At 46.1% G+C, this 19,375-nt stretch carries 15 protein-coding genes and 1 tRNA gene; 13 read left to right on the top strand and 3 right to left on the bottom strand.

Annotated elements, in window-relative coordinates:
- The first annotated feature begins 13 nt into the window (after window positions 1–13).
- On the top strand, window positions 14–1,495 hold the full coding sequence (gltD, locus tag OWN49_RS13260) for a glutamate synthase small subunit (RefSeq protein ID WP_077722432.1): 1,482 nt from the start codon (window positions 14–16) through the stop codon (window positions 1,493–1,495).
- Window positions 1,496–1,691: 196 nt separating this feature from the next.
- On the top strand, window positions 1,692–1,844 hold the full coding sequence (locus tag OWN49_RS13255; RefSeq protein WP_176283275.1) for a hypothetical protein: 153 nt from the start codon (window positions 1,692–1,694) through the stop codon (window positions 1,842–1,844).
- 26 nt (window positions 1,845–1,870) lie between these two features.
- On the opposite strand, the gene OWN49_RS13250 is transcribed toward OWN49_RS13255, so the two are convergent.
- Window positions 1,871–2,851 (bottom strand): zinc-binding dehydrogenase, encoded by a 981-nt coding sequence (locus tag OWN49_RS13250; RefSeq protein ID WP_176283358.1) that lies wholly within the window; start codon window positions 2,849–2,851, stop codon window positions 1,871–1,873.
- A 118-nt stretch (window positions 2,852–2,969) separates the two neighbouring features.
- On the opposite strand from OWN49_RS13250, the gene OWN49_RS13245 reads away from it, so the two are divergent.
- The 4 genes from OWN49_RS13245 (at window position 2,970) to OWN49_RS13230 (ending at window position 8,069) form a co-directional block, all read left to right on the top strand.
- Window positions 2,970–3,836 (top strand): LysR family transcriptional regulator, encoded by an 867-nt coding sequence (locus OWN49_RS13245; protein ID WP_077722428.1) that lies wholly within the window; start codon window positions 2,970–2,972, stop codon window positions 3,834–3,836.
- 645 nt (window positions 3,837–4,481) lie between these two features.
- Entirely contained in the window at window positions 4,482–6,410 is a 1,929-nt protein-coding gene (thrS, locus tag OWN49_RS13240) for a threonine--tRNA ligase (RefSeq protein WP_077722427.1), read from the top strand.
- A gap of 37 nt (window positions 6,411–6,447) precedes the next feature.
- Window positions 6,448–6,750: an ArsR/SmtB family transcription factor gene (locus OWN49_RS13235; protein ID WP_003153841.1), complete on the top strand. Its 303-nt coding sequence runs from the start codon at window positions 6,448–6,450 to the stop codon at window positions 6,748–6,750.
- Window positions 6,751–6,893: 143 nt separating this feature from the next.
- Complete coding sequence (locus OWN49_RS13230; protein WP_031379059.1) at window positions 6,894–8,069, top strand: MFS transporter; 1,176 nt, start codon at window positions 6,894–6,896, stop codon at window positions 8,067–8,069.
- A 46-nt stretch (window positions 8,070–8,115) separates the two neighbouring features.
- Here the strand turns inward: OWN49_RS13230 and ggt are convergent, their stop codons facing one another.
- Entirely contained in the window at window positions 8,116–9,891 is a 1,776-nt protein-coding gene (gene ggt, locus OWN49_RS13225; protein ID WP_077722426.1) for a gamma-glutamyltransferase, read from the bottom strand.
- A 243-nt stretch (window positions 9,892–10,134) separates the two neighbouring features.
- On the opposite strand from ggt, the gene OWN49_RS13220 reads away from it, so the two are divergent.
- From OWN49_RS13220 to OWN49_RS13210, 3 genes are all read left to right on the top strand, one after another.
- Window positions 10,135–10,365 (top strand): excisionase family DNA-binding protein, encoded by a 231-nt coding sequence (locus OWN49_RS13220; RefSeq protein WP_003153848.1) that lies wholly within the window; start codon window positions 10,135–10,137, stop codon window positions 10,363–10,365.
- Between the two features lie 315 nt (window positions 10,366–10,680).
- On the top strand, window positions 10,681–11,226 hold the full coding sequence (locus tag OWN49_RS13215) for a site-specific integrase (RefSeq protein ID WP_003153850.1): 546 nt from the start codon (window positions 10,681–10,683) through the stop codon (window positions 11,224–11,226).
- 42 nt (window positions 11,227–11,268) lie between these two features.
- Window positions 11,269–11,341 (top strand) — tRNA-Arg (locus OWN49_RS13210).
- Window positions 11,342–11,486: 145 nt separating this feature from the next.
- On the opposite strand, the gene OWN49_RS13205 is transcribed toward OWN49_RS13210, so the two are convergent.
- On the bottom strand, window positions 11,487–12,029 hold the full coding sequence (locus tag OWN49_RS13205) for an IseA DL-endopeptidase inhibitor family protein (protein ID WP_077722425.1): 543 nt from the start codon (window positions 12,027–12,029) through the stop codon (window positions 11,487–11,489).
- A 228-nt stretch (window positions 12,030–12,257) separates the two neighbouring features.
- On the opposite strand from OWN49_RS13205, the gene OWN49_RS13200 reads away from it, so the two are divergent.
- The 4 genes from OWN49_RS13200 to OWN49_RS13185 all read left to right on the top strand — a co-directional run.
- Window positions 12,258–13,646, top strand: a complete 1,389-nt coding sequence (locus OWN49_RS13200; RefSeq protein ID WP_077722424.1) for an MATE family efflux transporter — start codon at window positions 12,258–12,260, stop codon at window positions 13,644–13,646.
- 115 nt (window positions 13,647–13,761) lie between these two features.
- Window positions 13,762–14,730, top strand: coding sequence for an aldose 1-epimerase (locus OWN49_RS13195; RefSeq protein ID WP_077723164.1), 969 nt, complete (start codon window positions 13,762–13,764; stop codon window positions 14,728–14,730).
- Window positions 14,731–14,748: 18 nt separating this feature from the next.
- On the top strand, window positions 14,749–16,224 hold the full coding sequence (dacB, locus tag OWN49_RS13190) for a D-alanyl-D-alanine carboxypeptidase/D-alanyl-D-alanine endopeptidase (RefSeq protein ID WP_077722423.1): 1,476 nt from the start codon (window positions 14,749–14,751) through the stop codon (window positions 16,222–16,224).
- Window positions 16,225–16,703: 479 nt separating this feature from the next.
- On the top strand, window positions 16,704–19,375 hold a 2,672-nt coding region (locus tag OWN49_RS13185; protein ID WP_270908852.1), incomplete at its 3' end, for a non-ribosomal peptide synthetase.

Genomic DNA, 19,375 nt, shown 5'->3' with positions numbered 1-19,375 from the left:
AGGGGAGAGGAACATGGGGAAACCAACTGGATTCATGGAAGAAAAACGAGAAAAACCGGCTGAGCGGGACCCTCTCACTCGCTTAAAGGATTGGAAAGAGTATTCGGCTCCATTTTCAGATGAAGCGTCAAAGCGGCAGGGGGCGCGGTGTATGGATTGCGGCACACCGTTTTGCCAAATCGGCGCTGATATCAACGGTTTTACCTCCGGATGCCCGATTTATAATCTGATACCGGAGTGGAATGACCTCGTCTATCGGGGGCGCTGGAAAGAAGCCTTGGAGCGCCTTCTGAAAACGAATAACTTTCCTGAATTCACAGGGCGGGTCTGTCCCGCTCCTTGTGAAGGATCTTGTACGCTGGCCATTTCAGATCCGGCTGTTTCAATTAAAAACATCGAGCGGACGATCATTGACAAAGGTTTTGAAAATGGATGGATTCAGCCGAGAATTCCCGTGAAACGCACAGGTAAAAAAGTCGCTGTCGTCGGTTCAGGCCCGGCAGGTCTGGCAAGCGCTGATCAGCTGAATCAAGCCGGTCATTCCGTAACGGTCTATGAGCGTGCCGACAGAGCCGGCGGCCTGCTGATGTACGGCATTCCGAGCATGAAGCTTGAGAAAAATGTCGTCGAACGCCGTATTAAGCTTTTGACGCAGGAAGGTATAGATTTTGTGACAAATACCGAAATCGGCGTTGACATAACGGCAGATGAGCTGAAAGAACAATTTGATGCCGTCATTTTGTGCACAGGCGCCCAAAAGCAGCGCAATCTGCTGATTGAAGGCCGGGAAGCAAAAGGCGTCCATTATGCGATGGACTATTTAACACTGGCGACGAAAAGCTATTTAGATTCCAACTTCAAAGACAAACAATTTATAGACGCTAAAGGGAAAGATGTCATCGTGATCGGCGGAGGAGACACAGGAGCTGACTGCGTGGCAACCGCGCTGCGCCAAAAAGCGCGCAGCGTGCACCAGTTCGGGAAACATCCTAAACTTCCTCAGACGCGCACGAACGACAATATGTGGCCTGAACAGCCGCACGTCTTTACCCTTGAATACGCCTATGAAGAAGCGCAGGCAAAGTTCGGCAAAGACCCGAGAGAATATTCAATTCAGACGACAAAAATGGTGGCCGATAAGCAGGGCCGCTTACAAGAGATCCACACCATCCAAATGGAAAAAGTCAGAAACGAATTCGGAAAGTATGAATTTCATGAACTGCCCGGTACAGAAAAAGTCTGGCCTGCTCAGCTGGTGTTCATCGCCATCGGTTTTGAAGGAACAGAACAGCCATTATTGAAACAGTTCGGTGTCGATTCGGCAAATCATAAAATTCAGGCGGCATATGGGGATTATAAAACGAATGTTGACGGTGTTTTCGCCGCAGGGGATGCGAGAAGGGGCCAAAGCCTGATTGTATGGGCGATTAATGAAGGCCGGGAAGCAGCGCGCGAAGTCGACAGTTATTTAATGGGGAGCACTGTTTTACCGTAAATAAAGGGGTTTATTTATAAAACCGGCTGGGAACAGCCGGTTTTTCGTATTGAAATGGAACCTCCTTCTTCTTGTATTGGTCATATAAAGGAAATATGGAAATGGAAGATAAATATGGAATTTTGTTTTACAGAGCGGAGAGATTGTTTTCTTCCGGAGACTGAGACGATTTGCAAGCCTTGAGCTGTCGATCACGGTGCTGCTGACGGCGGAAGTCATCGCCGCCGTTTATTATGACGCCTTAAAAAACGTGACGGGCTCTGTGTGTCTGCAGTCGATTTGCGGGCAGATTTTAATCGATGAAGAACAACATTTTGAATTTCAAGCGGAAACGCTATTAAACAAATAAGGAAACGGACGGGTCCGCTCCTTTTTTTAGACATCTACACGAAAGCCAATATTGCCGAACTGCCGTCCTTCCTGCATCCTGTTAAAAGCGGCAGCTGCTTCACTGAGAGGGTATATGCGGTCGATAATGGGACGGATGCCGCAGCGGTTTATCAATTCCAGCATATCCGCGAATTCCTCATTGCTTCCCATTGATGTACCGAGAATATGAATCTGCGGAAAAAACAGCGAGCGAATGGGAAATCCGAGCTGATCGCCTGAACTGGCGCCGAATGTTACGATCCGGCCATTCGGTTTAATAATGTCAAGATAGTGTTGAAATAAGGCGGGGCCTACACCGTCAAGTATGATATCTGCTTTTTCGCCATTCAGCGCCTCATTCCAGTCACCGTAGCTGTCAATCGCCCGGTCTGCACCGTATGACAGTGCGGTTTGTTTTTTGTTTTCACTGCGGGAGGTGACGCTGACTGTCGCTCCGATAGCTTTTGCCATTAATAAGGCATATGTTGCCACGCCGCTTCCGATGCCCGGAAGGATAAGGTGTTCGCCTTTTTTTAATTGTCCTTTTGTAAATAAGGCGCGATAAGCGGTTAATGCTGATAACGGCAGGACGCCCGCTTCCTCCCAAGTCAGGTGTTCGGGTTTTAAAACGGCATTTTCCGCAGGAACGATGACATAAGGTGAAAATGTTCCGTCGCTCGGACCGCCTAAAATATCAGGGACGGCTGGTACGTCCTCAACAGTCTTCCAATTCAGCACCGGGTTGATGATGACTTCTGCATTCAGTAAATGAGACCGGACGCCGTGTCCTATTTCGGTTACGATTCCCGCGCCGTCTGAACCGAGAATAAATTCATGGTTTCCGGTTTCGTGTTTTTTCATTAAAAACAAATCACGATGGTTTAATCCGGCTGTTTTCAGCTTTATTTTTACTTCGCCGTTTCCCGGCCTTTTGTCAGGTGCCTGCCTGAAATCAAAGCCATTTTCGTGTATGATAAGGGCATTCATGATTCTTCTCTCCTTTATGATTGATGAGAAAAATTTTACAGGCTGTATCAGCTGCAGTAAATAAATGAAAATTGATAGCCGGCTATCAATAAAAATCATAGCAAGAAGGTGCCCTTACATGGAAAGCGGAGACTTAAAGATTTTTCAGGCTGTCGCCCGCAAAGGAAGTATTTCAAAGGCGGCAGAAAGCCTGCATTATGTTCAATCAAATGTGACAAACCGGATTCAGCAGCTGGAACGGCAATTGCAAACACAGCTTTTTTACCGCACAAATCGGGGAATGACGCTGACGCCAGCAGGTGAAAACTTATTAAAAGACGCAGACAGAATCCTTCAATTGCTGCATGAGGCGCAAAAAACGGCGCAAGAGGCAGGCGATCCGAACGGCCCGCTTCGAATCGGTTCTCTTGAAACGGCGGCAGCCGTCCATCTCCCTCAATTTTTCACGGAGTATTGCAGCCGCTACCCGAAAGTACAGCTGTCGCTGTCAACCGGTGATACACATACCTTAGTGCAGCGCGTTCTACACTATGAGCTGGACGGCGCTTTTGTTTACGGACCGGTCGAATATGAAGATCTTGAGCAAGACGCTGTATTTCAAGAAGAATTGGTCTTGGTTTCAAATAAGCGGGAAGGCAGTTTGCAAGACTTGCTGCGAGAGCCGATTCTGTATTTTGCCGCGGGCTGTTCGCACCGCCGCAAAATAAAAAACATACTGAAAGAAGAGGCAGTGCCCGCACATAAAATCATTGAATTCGGTACGTTGGAAGCCATTATTGGGGCGGTGCAGGCGGGGATGGGGGTCTCCTTTCTGCCTGCATCAGCCGTCCGTTATTTTCAAAACAGGAAAAATCTTTTTCTTCATGAGCTTCCTGAACATTTTCGGAATATGAATATATCATTCATCTACCGGAGTGATTTATTTTTGACATCGGCGTTTGAAGCACTGCTGAATGGATTAAAAACATTATCGAACGGAAAATGAGAAAACAGAACAGCTGTGTACGCCAATTTTTTTCGTTCCGGTTTTTCTTAAAAAACTTTCTTTTTCGGGAAATTTATGTATAATAAAAGAAAGTTTTTCGTATAAAGGAATCTGCAATGATAAGGACATGAGACATTTTAACCGGCCATACAGAGAGGGGGGGCGCGGCTGAGACCTTCCCGGCACGAAGAATGAGCTTACCGCCTTTTGAGCTGTATCGGTGAACGAGAGCAGCCGATACCGTATAGCCGCGTTACGGCAAAAATGAGCCGTCACTTAAAGTGACGGGAATTTGGGTGGAACCGCGGGTCTGACACACACTCGTCCCTTGCTTTGGGATGAGTGTGTTTTTATATTTATATAAGAAAAATAGCAATGATAAGGACATGAGACATTTTAACCGGCCATACAGAGAGGGGGGGCGCGGCTGAGACCTTCCCGGCACGAAGAATGAGCTTACCGCTTTTTGAGCTGTATCGGTGAACGAGAGCAAGCCGATACCGTATAGCCGCGTTACGGCAAAAATGAGCCGTCACTTAAAGTGGCGGGAATTTGGGTGGAACCGCGGGTCTGACACACACTCGTCCCTTGCTTTGGGATGAGTGTGTTTTTTTATTTTATTAAAAATAAAGGAGAGATTAGACCGTGAAGAAGCCACACATTGTGATTACTTTTCCTGACGGGGAACAAAAAAAATACCGGAAAGGCGTTACGTTAGAAGAGATCGCCCAATCAATCAGTCCGAGTCTGAAAAAGGCGTCTGCCGCCGGAAAGATAAACGGATCGTTATATGACCTTAGAAGAAGCATTCATAAGGATGCGGCGATTGAACTGTGCAGTTTTCAGTCTGAAGCAGGACTGGAAGTGATGAGACACACAGCAGCACACGTATTGGCGCAAGCGGTAAAACGTCTGTATCCGAAGGTTTGTTTAGGGATCGGACCGGTTATTGACAATGGCTTTTATTATGATTTTGATATGGATGAAACGATTACAGAAAAAGAATTGGCCGTCATTGAAAAAGAGATGAACCGAATCATTTCGGAAAATCCGGAAATTATCAGAGAAGAAATCTCCAGAGAAGAGGCAGAGCAGCTGTTTGCTCATGAACCGCTGAAGCTTGAGCTCTTAGCAGGTATTCCGCAGACTGATACAATCAGTATATACCGCCAGAGCGAATTCATTGATTTATGCAGGGGTCCGCACTTGGCGTCTGCCGGGCAGATAAAAGCTTTTTCGCTCACTCATGTATCGGGGGCTTATTGGCGCGGCGACAGCAATCAAAAAATGCTCCAGCGCATCTATGGGAAAGCATTTTCCTCAGAAAAGGAGCTGAACAGACATTTTCAGCTGTTGAAAGAGGCGGAGATGAGAAATCATCGGAAATTGGGAGCGGAATTACAACTTTTTATGTTTTCTGAAGAGGCGCCGGGTATGCCTTTTTATCTGCCGAACGGTCAGTTTATCCGAAACACGCTTGAATCATTTCTGCGTTCAAAGCAGGATGCCTATCATTATCAGGAAGTGCGCACCCCTATGATGATGAACCAGCGTCTTTGGGAGCAATCCGGCCACTGGGATCATTATAAAGAGAATATGTATTTCTCAGAAGCCGATCATCAGCGCTTCGCGTTAAAGCCGATGAACTGTCCCGGCCACATGCTCATATTTAAAGAAAAGCTTCGTTCTTATCGTGATCTTCCGATTCGGATGGCTGAGTTCGGTCAGGTGCACCGTCACGAATTCAGCGGGGCGCTTAATGGCCTGCTCCGCGTCAGATCTTTTTGCCAGGATGACGCACACATTTTTGTAACGCAGGATCAAATCGAGAGTGAAATTGCTTCGGCGCTGCAGCTGATTCACGAGGTGTACACCGCATTTGGTTTTTCCTATGATATTGAGCTGTCAACAAGGCCTGAAGATTACATGGGAAGCGAAAGCTTGTGGGACAGGGCTGAGAGCGCATTAGAAAAAGTATTAAAAGAACAGGGATACCGTTTTCGGTTTAATCGGGGAGATGGCGCATTTTACGGACCGAAAATTGATATTCATATAAAAGATGCGCTGAACCGGAGCCATCAATGCGCCACTGTCCAGCTGGATTTTCAAATGCCGGAGAAATTTGATTTAACATATATCGATGAAAAAAACCAAAAAGTCCGTCCTGTTGTCATTCACCGGGCAGTATTCGGTTCTCTCGACAGATTTCTCGGAATCATTACAGAACATTTCGCAGGAGCGTTCCCTTTATGGCTTGCACCGGTACAGGCAAAAATCATCCCAGTCTCAAACACCGCACACCGGGACTGCGCAGAACAGGTGCACCTGCAAATGAAGAAAGCGGGTATCCGGGCTGAGCTCGATCAGCGTGATGAAAAACTCGGCTATAAAATCAGAGAAGCACAAATGAAAAAAATACCGTATATTGCGGTTGTGGGAGATCAAGAGTGCCGCCACCATTCTGTACATGTAAGGCAATACGGGCGGGAAAACACATTTGAAGAGAATGTGAGTGATTTTATTTCCCGGATCATAAGAGAGACAAAACAAAAAATAGAGATTCAAGAAATATAACATTGACATATCGTAAAATCACGATATAATAAAGCGTATGAAACCTATTGATGTTTTTAAAGCGTTGTCTAATGAGTCACGGCTTGAGATTTTACAGTGGCTGAAAGAGCCGGACCGTCACTTCGCACCGCATGATGGCATTGATATGAATGAGATCGGAGTATGTGTCAGCCAGATCACCGATAAGCTTCAGATGACACAGTCAACGGCGTCTCAATATCTTTCCATCCTTCAGCGGGCAGGCCTTATCCAAACAAAACGGATTGGCAAATACACCTATTATAAAAGAGATGAAGATGCGATAAAGGCGATGGCCGATTATTTTCAGCGCGAAATGTAGGGCTGAATCCTTTAGAAGAGGGATTCAGTTTCTTTTTCCGATTACACATCGACATATTGCGATTTGTTTCTGTTTGTTCAACTCTTTATATCGATATATCACAATATATCTTTATATAAATCATCAATGAAGGAGTGTGTCAGGTGCAAAATACCTGGAAGATTTACATTTTGGCAATTATCAGCTTTTTAGTGGGGACGTCTGAATATGTGATATCCGGCATGCTTGATAAAATTGCAGGTTCCTTGGGAGTTACTGTGGCAGCAGCTGGGCAGCTGATTACGATTTTTTCACTTGTTTATGCAATCGGAACGCCTGTCATGATGGCCCTTACAGCAAAACTGGATAGAAGGAAGCTTATGATCTATGCTCTTGGATTGTTTGTAATCGGAAATATCATTTCATTTCTCGTACAGGGATACGGCTTATTTGCGGCAGCCCGGGTGATCATGGCGCTTGGAGCAGGAACTGTGGTGGTCACCGCGCTTACGATCGCAGCAAAAATCGCTCCCCCGGGAAAACAGGCAAGTTCTCTCGCAACCGTCATTATGGGGTTTACGGCGGCGCTCATTATCGGTGTTCCGATCGGAAGAACCGTGTCTGAAGCTTTCGGCTGGAAGGTGGTTTTCGCCGGAATTGCGGCAATCGGAATCATTGCTATGCTTATTATACGTTTCGCGTTGCCTGAGATAAAAGGAGATAAACCGGTGCCGCTCATTCAGCAATTTTCTCTTTTGAAGAAACGAAAGGTGGCTGTCGGGCTGGCTATTACGTTTTTTTGGCTCGGAGGCTATTCGGTTGCGTATACGTACCTTTCTCCGTATTTACTGAACGTCACTCATATCGGCAGCGGAATACTGAGTACATTGCTGCTTATTTTCGGTGTTGCAAGTCTTGCCGGTTCTAAAGCAGGCGGTTTCAGTGCAGACAAATGGGGGGCGCGTATGACATTAACCGGCGGAATGGCGCTTCATGCTATCATGCTCATGTTATTGCCGTTTGTCACACATTCTGCTTTCGGAGCGGCGGCAGTGCTTATTTTTTGGTCCTTCGCCGCCTGGTCATCAGGACCTGCTCAGCAGTATCATTTGGCAACGATGGAGCCTGAATCATCGGGTGTATTACTTGGCCTCAACCAGTCCGTGATGCAGCTGGCTATGGCGGCCGGGGCGGGCATCGGGGGCATTGTTGTCACTCATCTGTCTCTTGCGTCAGTGACATGGATCGGATCAGCGGGTGTTGTCATCGCGATGTGCGGCGTGCTTTTACTTGCCTCGTTAACATCTGAAAAATCCTCATCTGAATACAGTGCAGAATAAACAAAAGCCTCATTTCTCAGCTTGAGAAACGAGGCTTTTTGTCTAGTTATTTTTTATATTGTTTCAAGTTTACGCCGATTGCGGCTCCGTTTCGGCTTGAGTCGGCAACTCCGGTGAAGGTGCCGTTTTCACGGTCGATCAGGATGCTTTGCACATTACCGATATCAACAGGGCTGCTGCCGAATTTATGCCCCATTTCGTTCAGTTTTGTGCGGGCTTCTTCCGGCACTCCTTTTTCATATCGATAGGATGTCATGCTGTTTGTGTAAATTCTCGGCTCTTCGACCGCCGCTTTCAGATCCATGCCGTACTCAACTTTGTTCAGGATCGTTTGCAGGACGGAAGAAATAATCGTTGCTCCGCCGGGAGAGCCGACAGTCAGGACAGGTTCGTTATTTTTGAATAAAATAGTCGGAGTCATGCTGCTGAGCGGACGTTTATTCGGCTGCACTTCATTTGCGCCGCCAGGCACCGCATCGAAGTCTGTTAACTCATTATTCAACACAACGCCGTATCCGGGAACCATAATGCCGGAACCGAACAGCTGTTCAATCGTTGTCGTATAAGATACGACATTGCCGAAGCGGTCGGTTACCGTGAAGTGAGTCGTTTGGCCTTCTTGTTTGTCAGTCGGCTGCTTCACTTGTTTATAGTTTGCAGAACCTTCCTGATAGGCCCAAGGGTCGCCGGCTTTCGGTTTTTTATTGACTTTATCAATATCTATCAGCTGTCTGCGGGCATTGATATAATCTGGATTCAAGAGGCCTTTGAGAGGGACGTTGACGAATTCTGGATCCCCGGCAAATGCGGCGCGGTCAGCATAAGCCAAATGCATCGTTTCTGCGAGAAGCTGATATTTTTGCCAAGAACGGATATCATATTGAGAAAGCTTAAAATCATCCAGGAGGTTCAGCATTTGCAACAGGAAAACACCGCCCGAGCTTGGAGGAGGAGCAGTTGCGATATGATAGCCCTGGTAATCTCCCCAGATCGGTTCGTCAATCGTCACATTGAAGTTTTTAATATCTTTTTCTGTCATTGAGCCGCCGAATTCCTGCACTGTTTCCGCAAGCTTTTTGGAGAATGCACCGTCATAGAATGCTTTTGTGCCTTTGTACTTAATAGCTGTAAATGTTTTGGCTAAGTCTTTTTGGATGAGTGTGTCTCCTTCTTTCAGAGGTTCTCCGTCCGGAAGAAACACGTCTTTTGCAGCGGTGTGTGATAATTTGTCTTTATAATCTGAGATGGCATCAGCTAAAACCGAATCGATCGGAAAGCCTTTTGAGGCAAGTTTAATGGAAGGGGTGATGAGTTGTTTCATGGAGCGTGTGCCCCATTTGTCGAGCGCTTTTTCAAGTCCTTTTAATGTTCCCGGAACACCGACTGCAGTCCCTTTAGTAACGCGTTCGGAGAAAGGGATGGCTTTGCCGTTCTCGTCAAGGAACATATCCGGTGTTGCGCCTGCCGGTGCGCGTTCCCGGCTGTCGATAATGGTGGTGTCTTTCGTCTTCGCATCATAAACCATCATAAATCCGCCGCCGCCGATTCCCGACATCATAGGTTCAGTTACGTTTAATGCGAATTGAATGGCAACCGCGGCGTCAACTGCATTGCCGCCTTTTTTCAGCACGTCGGCACCGATTTGTGAAGCGAGAGGATGGGCGGTGGCAACCATGCCGTCTTTGCCGACATCTACCTGTTTGTAGTCGTCATAGGAAAACGGGTGTTTCTTAGCCTGAGCGTGATAAGGGATGCTTCCGGCCGCGAGCAAAGTACTGAGCAGAACGATAAAACAGAGATTCATAAACTTTTTCTTTTTCATAGTCTGCCTCCTTTGTTTTCCGCTTACAATTATAGAGTAAGTAAAATGTGCTGTTTTCACAAGTGACAAACGGAATAGTCCGGTGTGCAAAAAGTTGGGGTTTCTGTGTGAATGTAATCAGTCTCAAATAGGCTAAATGGGAAACCGGACTGAAAAAGCTGTAAAACAAGCATAAAGACAAAAAATAAGCTACAATAAACAAAACAGAATTCACTCACATGACATATGAAAGGAACGTGAGCCATGTATTTAACGATCAAAGAGACAGCTGAGTTTACCAGTCTTCCTGAAGAATATGTGCACAATCTTGTTTTGACGAATAAAATAAGGGCCGTACATGACGGACAGCAATATTTAATCAACAAGGAACAATTTCAAACCCATCTCGAACAGCTGGAAAAATATAAGGAAATGATTCAAGAGTTTTTAAATGAGCCGCTTCCTGAAGACATTGATGTAAAAGATGAAGACTAGGACACAATTTCATATTGTGTCTTTTTTTTCATTTTTTTTCGGTTGCTCACAAAAAAACGAATGCTCAGATTTTGTTTTAAGGGCATTGTTTTTCTTTTTTAATACCGTGAGTCTCTATTGATTTAAAATCCCGTCATCGGGTCGAAAATGATGTTTTTGAAGACTTCGATGAAACTGCGTGCCTTATTCCCCTTATGTAACACTATGTATATTATGTTACATAAGGCCCTTCATCCTTTATCATTCAACAGGTTTCGGCTATAATAGTAACATAATGCTCAATATGTTACTTTACCAATTATAAGGAGTTTTTTGATGCATATCGTACAGCCGATCCGAAGTTTGGAGAAGATCCAGGAAGTCAAACAGTATTTAATGAAGAAAAGTGATCGTGATTATTTTTTATTTATTTTCGGCATGAACAGCGCACTGCGGATTTCTGATGTTCTGCCGCTTCGCGTGAGGGATGTAAGGAACAAAGACCATGTGTGGGCAACCGAAAGCAAAACGAGAAAGAAAAGAAAAATTCTGATACTGGAGTCTTTAAAGGCCGACATATACGCTTATACAAAAGACATGAAAGAGGATGACTATTTGTTTAAATCGAAACGGACGAATAAGCCTATTTCCCGGATTCAGGCATACAGAATATTAAAGGAAGCGGCAGCCGCTTGCGGATTGGAGGAAATCGGGACGCATACGCTTAGAAAGACGTTCGGGTATCATTTTTATCAGAGGACAAAAGACATTGCTGAACTGCAGAGGATTTTGAATCATTCTTCTCCGTCTATTACAATGCGTTATATCGGAATAGATGAAGATACGACGAGAGCCGCCTATAAAGTGTTCGGAGGGCTGTAGGCTTGAAAAAAACGGCCGCCAGCGTTACTATAATAGAAGCAGGCTCTAGTAGCACAGCGGATAGTGCAGCAGTTTCCTAAACTGCAGGTCGGGAGTTCGAATCTCTCCTAGAGCGTTTTTTGTATAAGATAGGCGCATATTAATAATGTCGGCAAAACAGAAAACCCCTTGTTATACAAGGGGTTTTTGAGTTTAATATTTTGCAAGAACCTGGTGGAAATGATGTGAAAAAAGCCCGCTGTAAGCAAGCGGGCTTTTTCTTATATGACAGCATCAAATTGATTGACTTTCCAAACGTTGTTTTCTTTTACGAATGTTACATCGCGTTTTGCTGACGGAGAACCGTCAAGAGTCGGTACAGTGAAGCGGTATGCTTGAACGCTTCCTTTTTTAGAAAGAAGAGTCATTTTTGCTTTTTTCCAATTCAGGAGGTTATCTCCGTCGCCGACCGGAACAGCCAATTTGCCGTCTTTTACAGTGAAGTGGTAATCTTTGAGCCCTTTGTCAATCGCTTGCTTTGTAAAAGCGGGTGTCAGATATTTTACGGCTTTCGCTTTTGTTCCGAGGTCTTTGCACATAAAGACGTATTGAAGATTTTGATATTCAAACGGTTCAGATGTGCAGTTTGCGTTTGATTTAAGCGCACCGCCGCTCATCGTGTTCCAGAAATGTTCTCTCGCTGACAGGGCCAGTTGAAGTGCTTGTTTTTGTGTAAGGTCATTAGATGCATTTTTGGCGGTCGCCGCAGTGCCCAATGACAGAATCAATGTAATAGTAGTGAGGAATAATAGCCATTTTTTCATGATATAATCTCTCCTTCAATCAATCTCTTTCTCTTATGTTACAAATGTTACAATAATTACGGTAAGATTACAATACCTTTTCAGAAATATTTTCCGGACTTTTTATTTTTATGGTTTATTTCCATGTAAGACGTGAGAAAAAGATAAAGAGTTTCATTGAACAAAAGGTTTTTACAAGCTGTCTGCTGAATAATAAAATGGAAGAAAATCAAAAAAGGAGTCCTACATATGGAAGTACAAGATCATTTAGAAACAGCGGAAGGCCGCGGCCAGTCTGTCTGGCGATCGATGTCACTGTTTTTAGTGCCGCTGCTTTTAAGCAATGTATTGCAATCTGTCGGCCAATTGGTCGGAATGGTATTTGTCGGAAGGTGGCTCGGAGTTGATGCGCTTGCCGCCGTATCGTCTTTTTTTCCGCTGTTTTTTCTGCTGATCTCCTTTACGATCGGAATCGGTTCGGGAAGTTCCATTCTGATCGGGCAGGCTTACGGCGCGAAAAACGAAGAGAGGATGAAGGCGATTGTCGGCACTACACTGACTTTTACCTTTATGCTCGGTGTTGTTCTGGCAGTTGTCGGCAGTGTGTTTACGCTTGATATTCTGCGGCTGATGGGAACGCCGGAAAACGTAATAGATGTCAGTGTCCGATATGCGCGCATTTTGTTTTGCGCAATGCCGCTGATGTTTTTATATTTTGCGTATACGACATTTTTACGCGGAACGGGAGATTCAAAGACTCCGTTTTATACGTTAATCGTCAGTACAGTCATAAACATCGGGCTCTTGCCCTTATTGATTCTCGGGCTTTTCGGACTTCCGAAGTTCGGCATTTACGGTTCGGCGTATGCAACCGTGATTTCAAACATCGTGACATTTATCGTACTCATGGTTTATTTGCGGAAAAGGAAACATCCATTGGCATTTGACCGGACTGCGCTCCGTTCTCTTAAAATGGACAAAAAGCTGCTCGCGCTTTTACTCCGTCTCGGGATTCCGTCGAGCATCAATATGATTCTCGTGTCACTTTCTGAAATTGCGGTCATTTCATTTGTCAATCATTACGGATCAAACGCGACGGCTGCTTACGGGGTTGTCAACCAAGTGGCGAGTTATGTGCAGATGCCGGCGGTAAGCCTCGGTATCGCCGTTTCAATTTTTGCCGCCCAATCCATAGGAGCTAATCAATTCGGCCGGCTGAAGCAGGTCATCAAAGTCGGGATCGGCCTGAATTATTTGATCGGCGGGGTTTTGATTGTGCTGATTTACACCTTCTCCCGGCAGATACTGGCTTTGTTTTTAACAGATCAGGATACACTCCGCATTGCCCGCAATCTGATTATGATTACCCTTTGGAGCTATTTGATTTTCGGTCACGCTCAGATTGTTTCAGCAACAATGCGGGCGAGCGGTACGGTGTTATGGCCGACGATTATCAGCATTTTTGCGATTTGGGGAATTGAAGTGCCTGTGGCCTTTATTCTTTCTCATTATACGAATCTCGGCATTCTCGGCATTTGGGTCGGTTATCCGGCGGCTTTTGTCGTCAGCCTGCTGCTGCAATACGGATATTACCGGTTTGTATGGAAGAAAAAACAGATTACCCGGCTGATTCAATAAGGTTTTACCGCACATCGCTCAATTCATACGGGCGATGTTTTTTTTAGAGAAGGAAAATGAGTTTAGAAAATGGAATTCCTATACATGCTAGAAAACAAGGAAAGGGCAGGTGCTTATGACGATTGAACATACGACTTATTTAGGAGTTTCAGCCATAAAGGCGGAGACTGATCAGGCTGAATGCATCATTGTGCCGGAGTGGGGATCAAATGTCATATCGCTTCGGGATAAAAGAACCGGTATGCGGCTTCTGAGAGAACCGGAAACTGCGGAGGAATTCCTCAAAAAACCGATGCTGTACGGCATTCCCGTTTTATTCCCGCCGAACCGGATTACGGACGGGACGTTTCGTTTTGACGGGCGCGCGTATCAATTCGAGATAAACGAAGAGGATAAACATAATCATATTCACGGCTTTCTTCACAATCAGCATTGGAAAGCGGCGGCAGCGAAAGAAGAGGGCGATGGAATGACAGTCGAAACAGAAATTGATCTTTCAAAGATTCCCCGTGTTCATAAACAATTTCCGCACGATGTCATTGTCCGGATGACCTATACATTAAAAGACAATGTGTTTACGCAGCGGGCGCTGATTATGAATAAGGGAACGGAGGCTTTTCCTTGGGGGCTAGGCTATCATTCCACATTTGTTTTCAATGAAGAGCGATCCCGTCTATTTTTGACGGCTGACCGCATGTGGGAATTAAATGAACGTTTCGTACCGACAGGCCGTTTATTGGATGTGCCTGATAAAGAAGCGTTCCGTCACGGGATGTCTTTGAAAAATAAACAGTTTGACGATGTTTTTCTTTCTTCCGGACGGAATGGCGGCAATAACGAAGCTGTTATTTATCATCCGAATGAGAAATTATCCGTTTTGTATCAAGCGGACACGTCTTTCAAGCATTGGGTGGTATATAACGGCGACGGAAAGCAGGGGTTTGTCAGTCTTGAGCCTTATACTTCCGTTACAGATGCTTTTAATCTGAATCAGCCTGCATCACTGACAGGGCTTCAGATTCTGAAACCGGGCGAAGAAGCGGCTGCGTCATCCAGGATCACCATTTTGCATGACGAAGAATAGGAAAGAGGCGGGATAACATTGAAAACATATGTGAAACGCTTGTGCGCGGTGATTCTGCTTTTGATCATTGCCGAAGTTCCTTATATTGATGATGCGGCTAAGGCGGCTGAACAAAAAAATACTTTGCAAAAAGAGCTGGAACACATTCTGGATGAAGAACCCGCTTTAAAGGGGGCTTCAGCGGGCGTCAGTGTCCGGTCAGCAAAAACAGGGGAGGTGCTGTTCGGCAGCCGGGAAGATATGCGGCTGAGGCCTGCATCATTGATGAAACTGCTGACGGCATCTGCGGCGCTTTCCGTTCTCGGAGAAGATTACACCTTTAAGACAGAAGTACGGGCAGACGGCGCCGTGAAAGGAAAACAGCTGCGCGGAAACCTTTATCTCAGGGGAAAAGGCGATCCGACCCTAATGGCTTCTGATTTTGAGAAGATGGCTAAACAGGTCAAAGCCAGAGGCATCCATGTCATTAAAGGAGATCTGGTCGGGGATGATTCGTGGTATGACGATACCAGGTATTCAGTTGATCTTCCGTGGAGTGATGAAGGCCAATATTATGGCGCGCAAGTATCAGCTCTTACTGCTTCCCCAAATGAAGATTATGATACCGGAACGGTGATTGCTGAAATCACCCCGGCGAAACAGCCCGGTAAAAAGCCGCGTATTTCGATTTCTCCCCATACGGACGTCGTTCGTGTGAAAAATGAAGTGAAAACCGTCGCTTCTGATGAAAAGAAAGAATTGACGGTTGAACGGGAGCACGGTGGCAATGTGATTACGATAAAGGGAACCATACCTGCCGGCTCGGCAAAGGCAAGAGAATGGGCGGCAGTGTGGGACCCGTCGTCCTATGCTTTAGATTTATGGAAACAAGCGCTTACTAAACAGGGTATAACTGTAAAAGGGAAAATCAGAACAGGGCGAATGCCGCACCGCACCCAGCTTGTCACATCACGGACATCCATGCCTCTTTCAGAATTATTGATCCCGTTTATGAAACTGAGCAACAACGGGCACGCCGAAATTCTGATCAAGGAAATGGGAAAAGTGAAAAAAGGGGAGGGCAGCTGGGAAAAGGGCTTGGACGTGATGAAATCGGAGCTCAAATCGTTCGGGCTGAATCCGGATGAATTGATTGCAAGAGACGGATCCGGCGTTTCTCATATTAACGGCGTATCCGCCGGCCAAATCGGAGAGCTTTTGTATGCGGTTCAGAAAGAAAAGTGGTACCCGGCTTTCCTTCGTTCGCTCCCTGTCGCCGGTGCAAGCGACAGAATGACGGGAGGCACTCTTCGGAACCGGCTGAAGAATACTCCGGCAGAGGGCAAAATTAAAGCGAAAACCGGGTCACTAACATCAGTCAGTTCGATTGCCGGCTATGCAGACACAAAAACAGGAGATACGCTTATTTTTTCCGTGCTTCAAAACGGGCTGCTTGACGAAGATGACGGAAAAGACATTGAAGACAAAATCGCAGTCGTGCTGGCAAATCAATAAGAAGGGCCGGATCCTTAGAGGGTTCGGCTTTTTTTGATGTCTGTAAAACATTATATTGCGATTACGAATCAATCTTTTCAAAAAGTAATATCGTAATATACTTCCTTTTTTTTACATACTACTTTCTTACTTGTTCACCGATTTTTCATTTTCTAACATGAAACTTCTTTTCAGGAGGCAAAACCTTTTTAAAATCGCAATTAATTATACATTTTATTCCTTATTATAGTGTTTAAGAACTAGTTTTCAGTGTGCATACATACCGTTTTACATGGTATAAAGATTATAGAAATGAAGAAATGAAGTGAGGAATATATACTATATTCTAAAAAATGTTAGAGAAAATTTAATTTTTTATTGTGATTTCTAAAATATGTTTTAAAATAATGCTTATATGGATGATTTAGTCATATGCTGTCGAAATTTAATTGTAATTATTTCACTTTCTTATCCTCTTAAATTGAAGCGGAGGGATTCCATTGAAGAACACTGTTTATTCTTTAACTCACGCACAAAGAAGAGTGTGGTTTACCGAGCTGCTCGAACCGGGCACAAGTATCTGCAATCTCGCGGCATGCGTCAAATTCAGGGGGGACATTGATTTTGACGTACTGCGCCATGCTTTAGATTTTTCTATCTCGCAAAATGATTCGCTCAGGTTTCAACTGACAGAAGGGGACGGATCAGAACCCCAGCTGTATCTGGCCGGGCATCGGCCGATTTCTCTAGAGACTGTTGATTTTACTCATACTGATAACTCAGAGCGGGACGCATGGATTGACACGCAGACCCGTGTTCCGTTCAAGCTGTTTCATTCACCTCTGTATCAATTTACTCTGCTTGTCATGTCAGACGAAGAAGTTTGGCTTTATTCAAAATTTCACCATATTATCATGGACGGCATCTCGCTCAACCTGCTCGGCAACCAGCTCATTGATATCTACCAAAAGATCATGCGGGGCGAGGATTTAGCTGAACATCACAGGCCTTCCTATCTCAGCTACATGGAAAAAGAACAGCAATACTTACAGTCTTCCCGTTTTCAAAAGGACCGTTCATTTTGGACTGAAACATACCGAACCGTTCCGGAACACCTTTCACTGGCGGAACGAACCTCTCATCTTAGACAAAGCACTGCGGCTTCCAGAGATACAATCACTCTTTCTCACTCCTTAGAACAATCTATCCGGCGTTTTTGCAAAGAAAATAATATCAGCATCATCTCTCTGTTTATGGCTTCGTTATACATATGCATCAGCCGTCTGACGGCTAAAAAAGATATTGCCATCGGCACTTATTACGGAAACCGGGGCTCCAGGCTCGAAAAGGATATGCTCGGCATGTTCGTCAGCACACTGCCGATCAGAATGACGGCAGATCCTGATGCGGAGTTCCTGTCCTTTGTCCGCAGCGTAGGAAAAGAGCAGCTGTCTGTTATGCGGCACCAGAAATATCCTTACAATCTTTTTGTCAATGAATTAAGGCAGGTTCATCACGATCTGCAAAATATCATCGGGATTTCGATGCAATACCAGCCTCTCGCGTGGCATCAGGCGGAGGGCTTCGATTATGAAACGGCGATGTTTTTCAGCGGGCATACGGCAAATGAGCTGTCCATTTTAATTAAGGAGCGGACAGATACGGGGTTGATTGAGCTGAATTTTGATTATCAATCCGCTTTATTTACTGAAACATCGATTAAACGGATTCAAACTCATTTGCTGACGATCGTTGAAAATGCCGTTAGAAATCCAAACCGGCTGATTCGGCATATTGATATGGCGGATGAAAAAGAAAAGAAACGGGTGTTAACTGCGTTTAACCGTACAGAAACGGCTGAACCGCCGGCCCCGACGCTTCACGGGCTGTTCACCCGCCGCGCCGCGCTTTCGCCGCATTGTCCGGCGCTTCGTTTTCCCGACGGTATGCTGACGTACGCCGAGCTTGACCGGTACACAGACAGACTCGCTGTTCGGCTCCGCCAAAAAGGCGTCCGCAAAGAAAGCGTGGTCGGTGTGCTCGCTGAACGCTCGCCAGAGATGGTGATTTCAGTGCTTGCCGTGTTAAAAGCGGGCGGCGCCTACGTGCCGCTTGACCCGGAGTATCCTGAGGACAGGCTGCGCTATATGCTCGATGACTGCGGCGCTTGTCTCCTGCTTGCACAGCGGGGGTTATCCGTTTCCGGTTTTTCCGGTGAAACGCTAGAAGCGTCTCTTTCTTCTCTGACAAGTGAGGCGGAGACAGGGGCTGTCTCTGAAGAAGCGGATGCTGATTCGCTCGCTTATATCATTTATACGTCAGGTTCGACGGGAACACCGAAGGGAGTGGCTGTTGAACACCGTCAGGCCGCCGCCTTTTTATCAGGGATGCAAGGGCAGTTTCCGTTAACGGAAGAGGACATTATCGTGCTGAAATCATCCTTTTCATTCGATGCCTCCATCTGGCAATTGTTTTGGTGGACGATGTCAGGCGCCTCCGTGTATCTGCTTCCTGCCGGCTGGGAGAAAGATCCTGTGCGGATGATTGAAGTGTTTGCCTCAGAAAAGGTGACGACCGCGCATTTTATTCCGGCGATGGTCAACAGCTTTTTAGACGCGCTGGAAACAGAGCCTGCAGAAACAAGAACACGCCTCGGCAGAACACTGACACGCGTGTTTGCCGGAGGGGAAGCTCTTTCCCCGCTTACGGCTGCCCGGTTTACCGATCTTCTGCCGGAGACCGTGCTCATTCACGGCTATGGACCGACGGAAGCGACGGTTGATGCGGCGTTTTACGTCTGTGACCGAAAACGGGACAGCGGACGGACAAGGCTTCCGATCGGAAAACCCGTTCCGGGTGCCCGTCTGTATGTATTAGATAGCGGAGGAACCATCCAGCCTGCGGGCGTGGCAGGAGAGCTGTACATCGCGGGGACAGGGGTGGCCCGGGGCTATCTGAACCGCCCTGAGCTGACGGAGGAGCGCTTTCTCGATGATCCGTTTTATCCGGGAGAACGCATGTATCAGACGGGCGATATCGCACGCTGGACAGAAGACGGCCTTGTTGAATGGCTCGGGCGTTCAGACGGACAAGTGAAAGTCCGCGGCTACCGGATTGAACCGGGAGAAATCGAAGCGGCGATCCGGCGAATTGACGGCATTCGTGAGGCGGC

The sequence above is a fragment of the Bacillus sp. NEAU-242-2 genome (assembly GCF_027853835.1).
GTDB classification, from domain to species: domain Bacteria; phylum Bacillota; class Bacilli; order Bacillales; family Bacillaceae; genus Bacillus; species Bacillus velezensis.
Note: the sequence above shows the minus strand (reverse complement) of the source record. Positions and strands in the feature narration are given on the sequence as shown.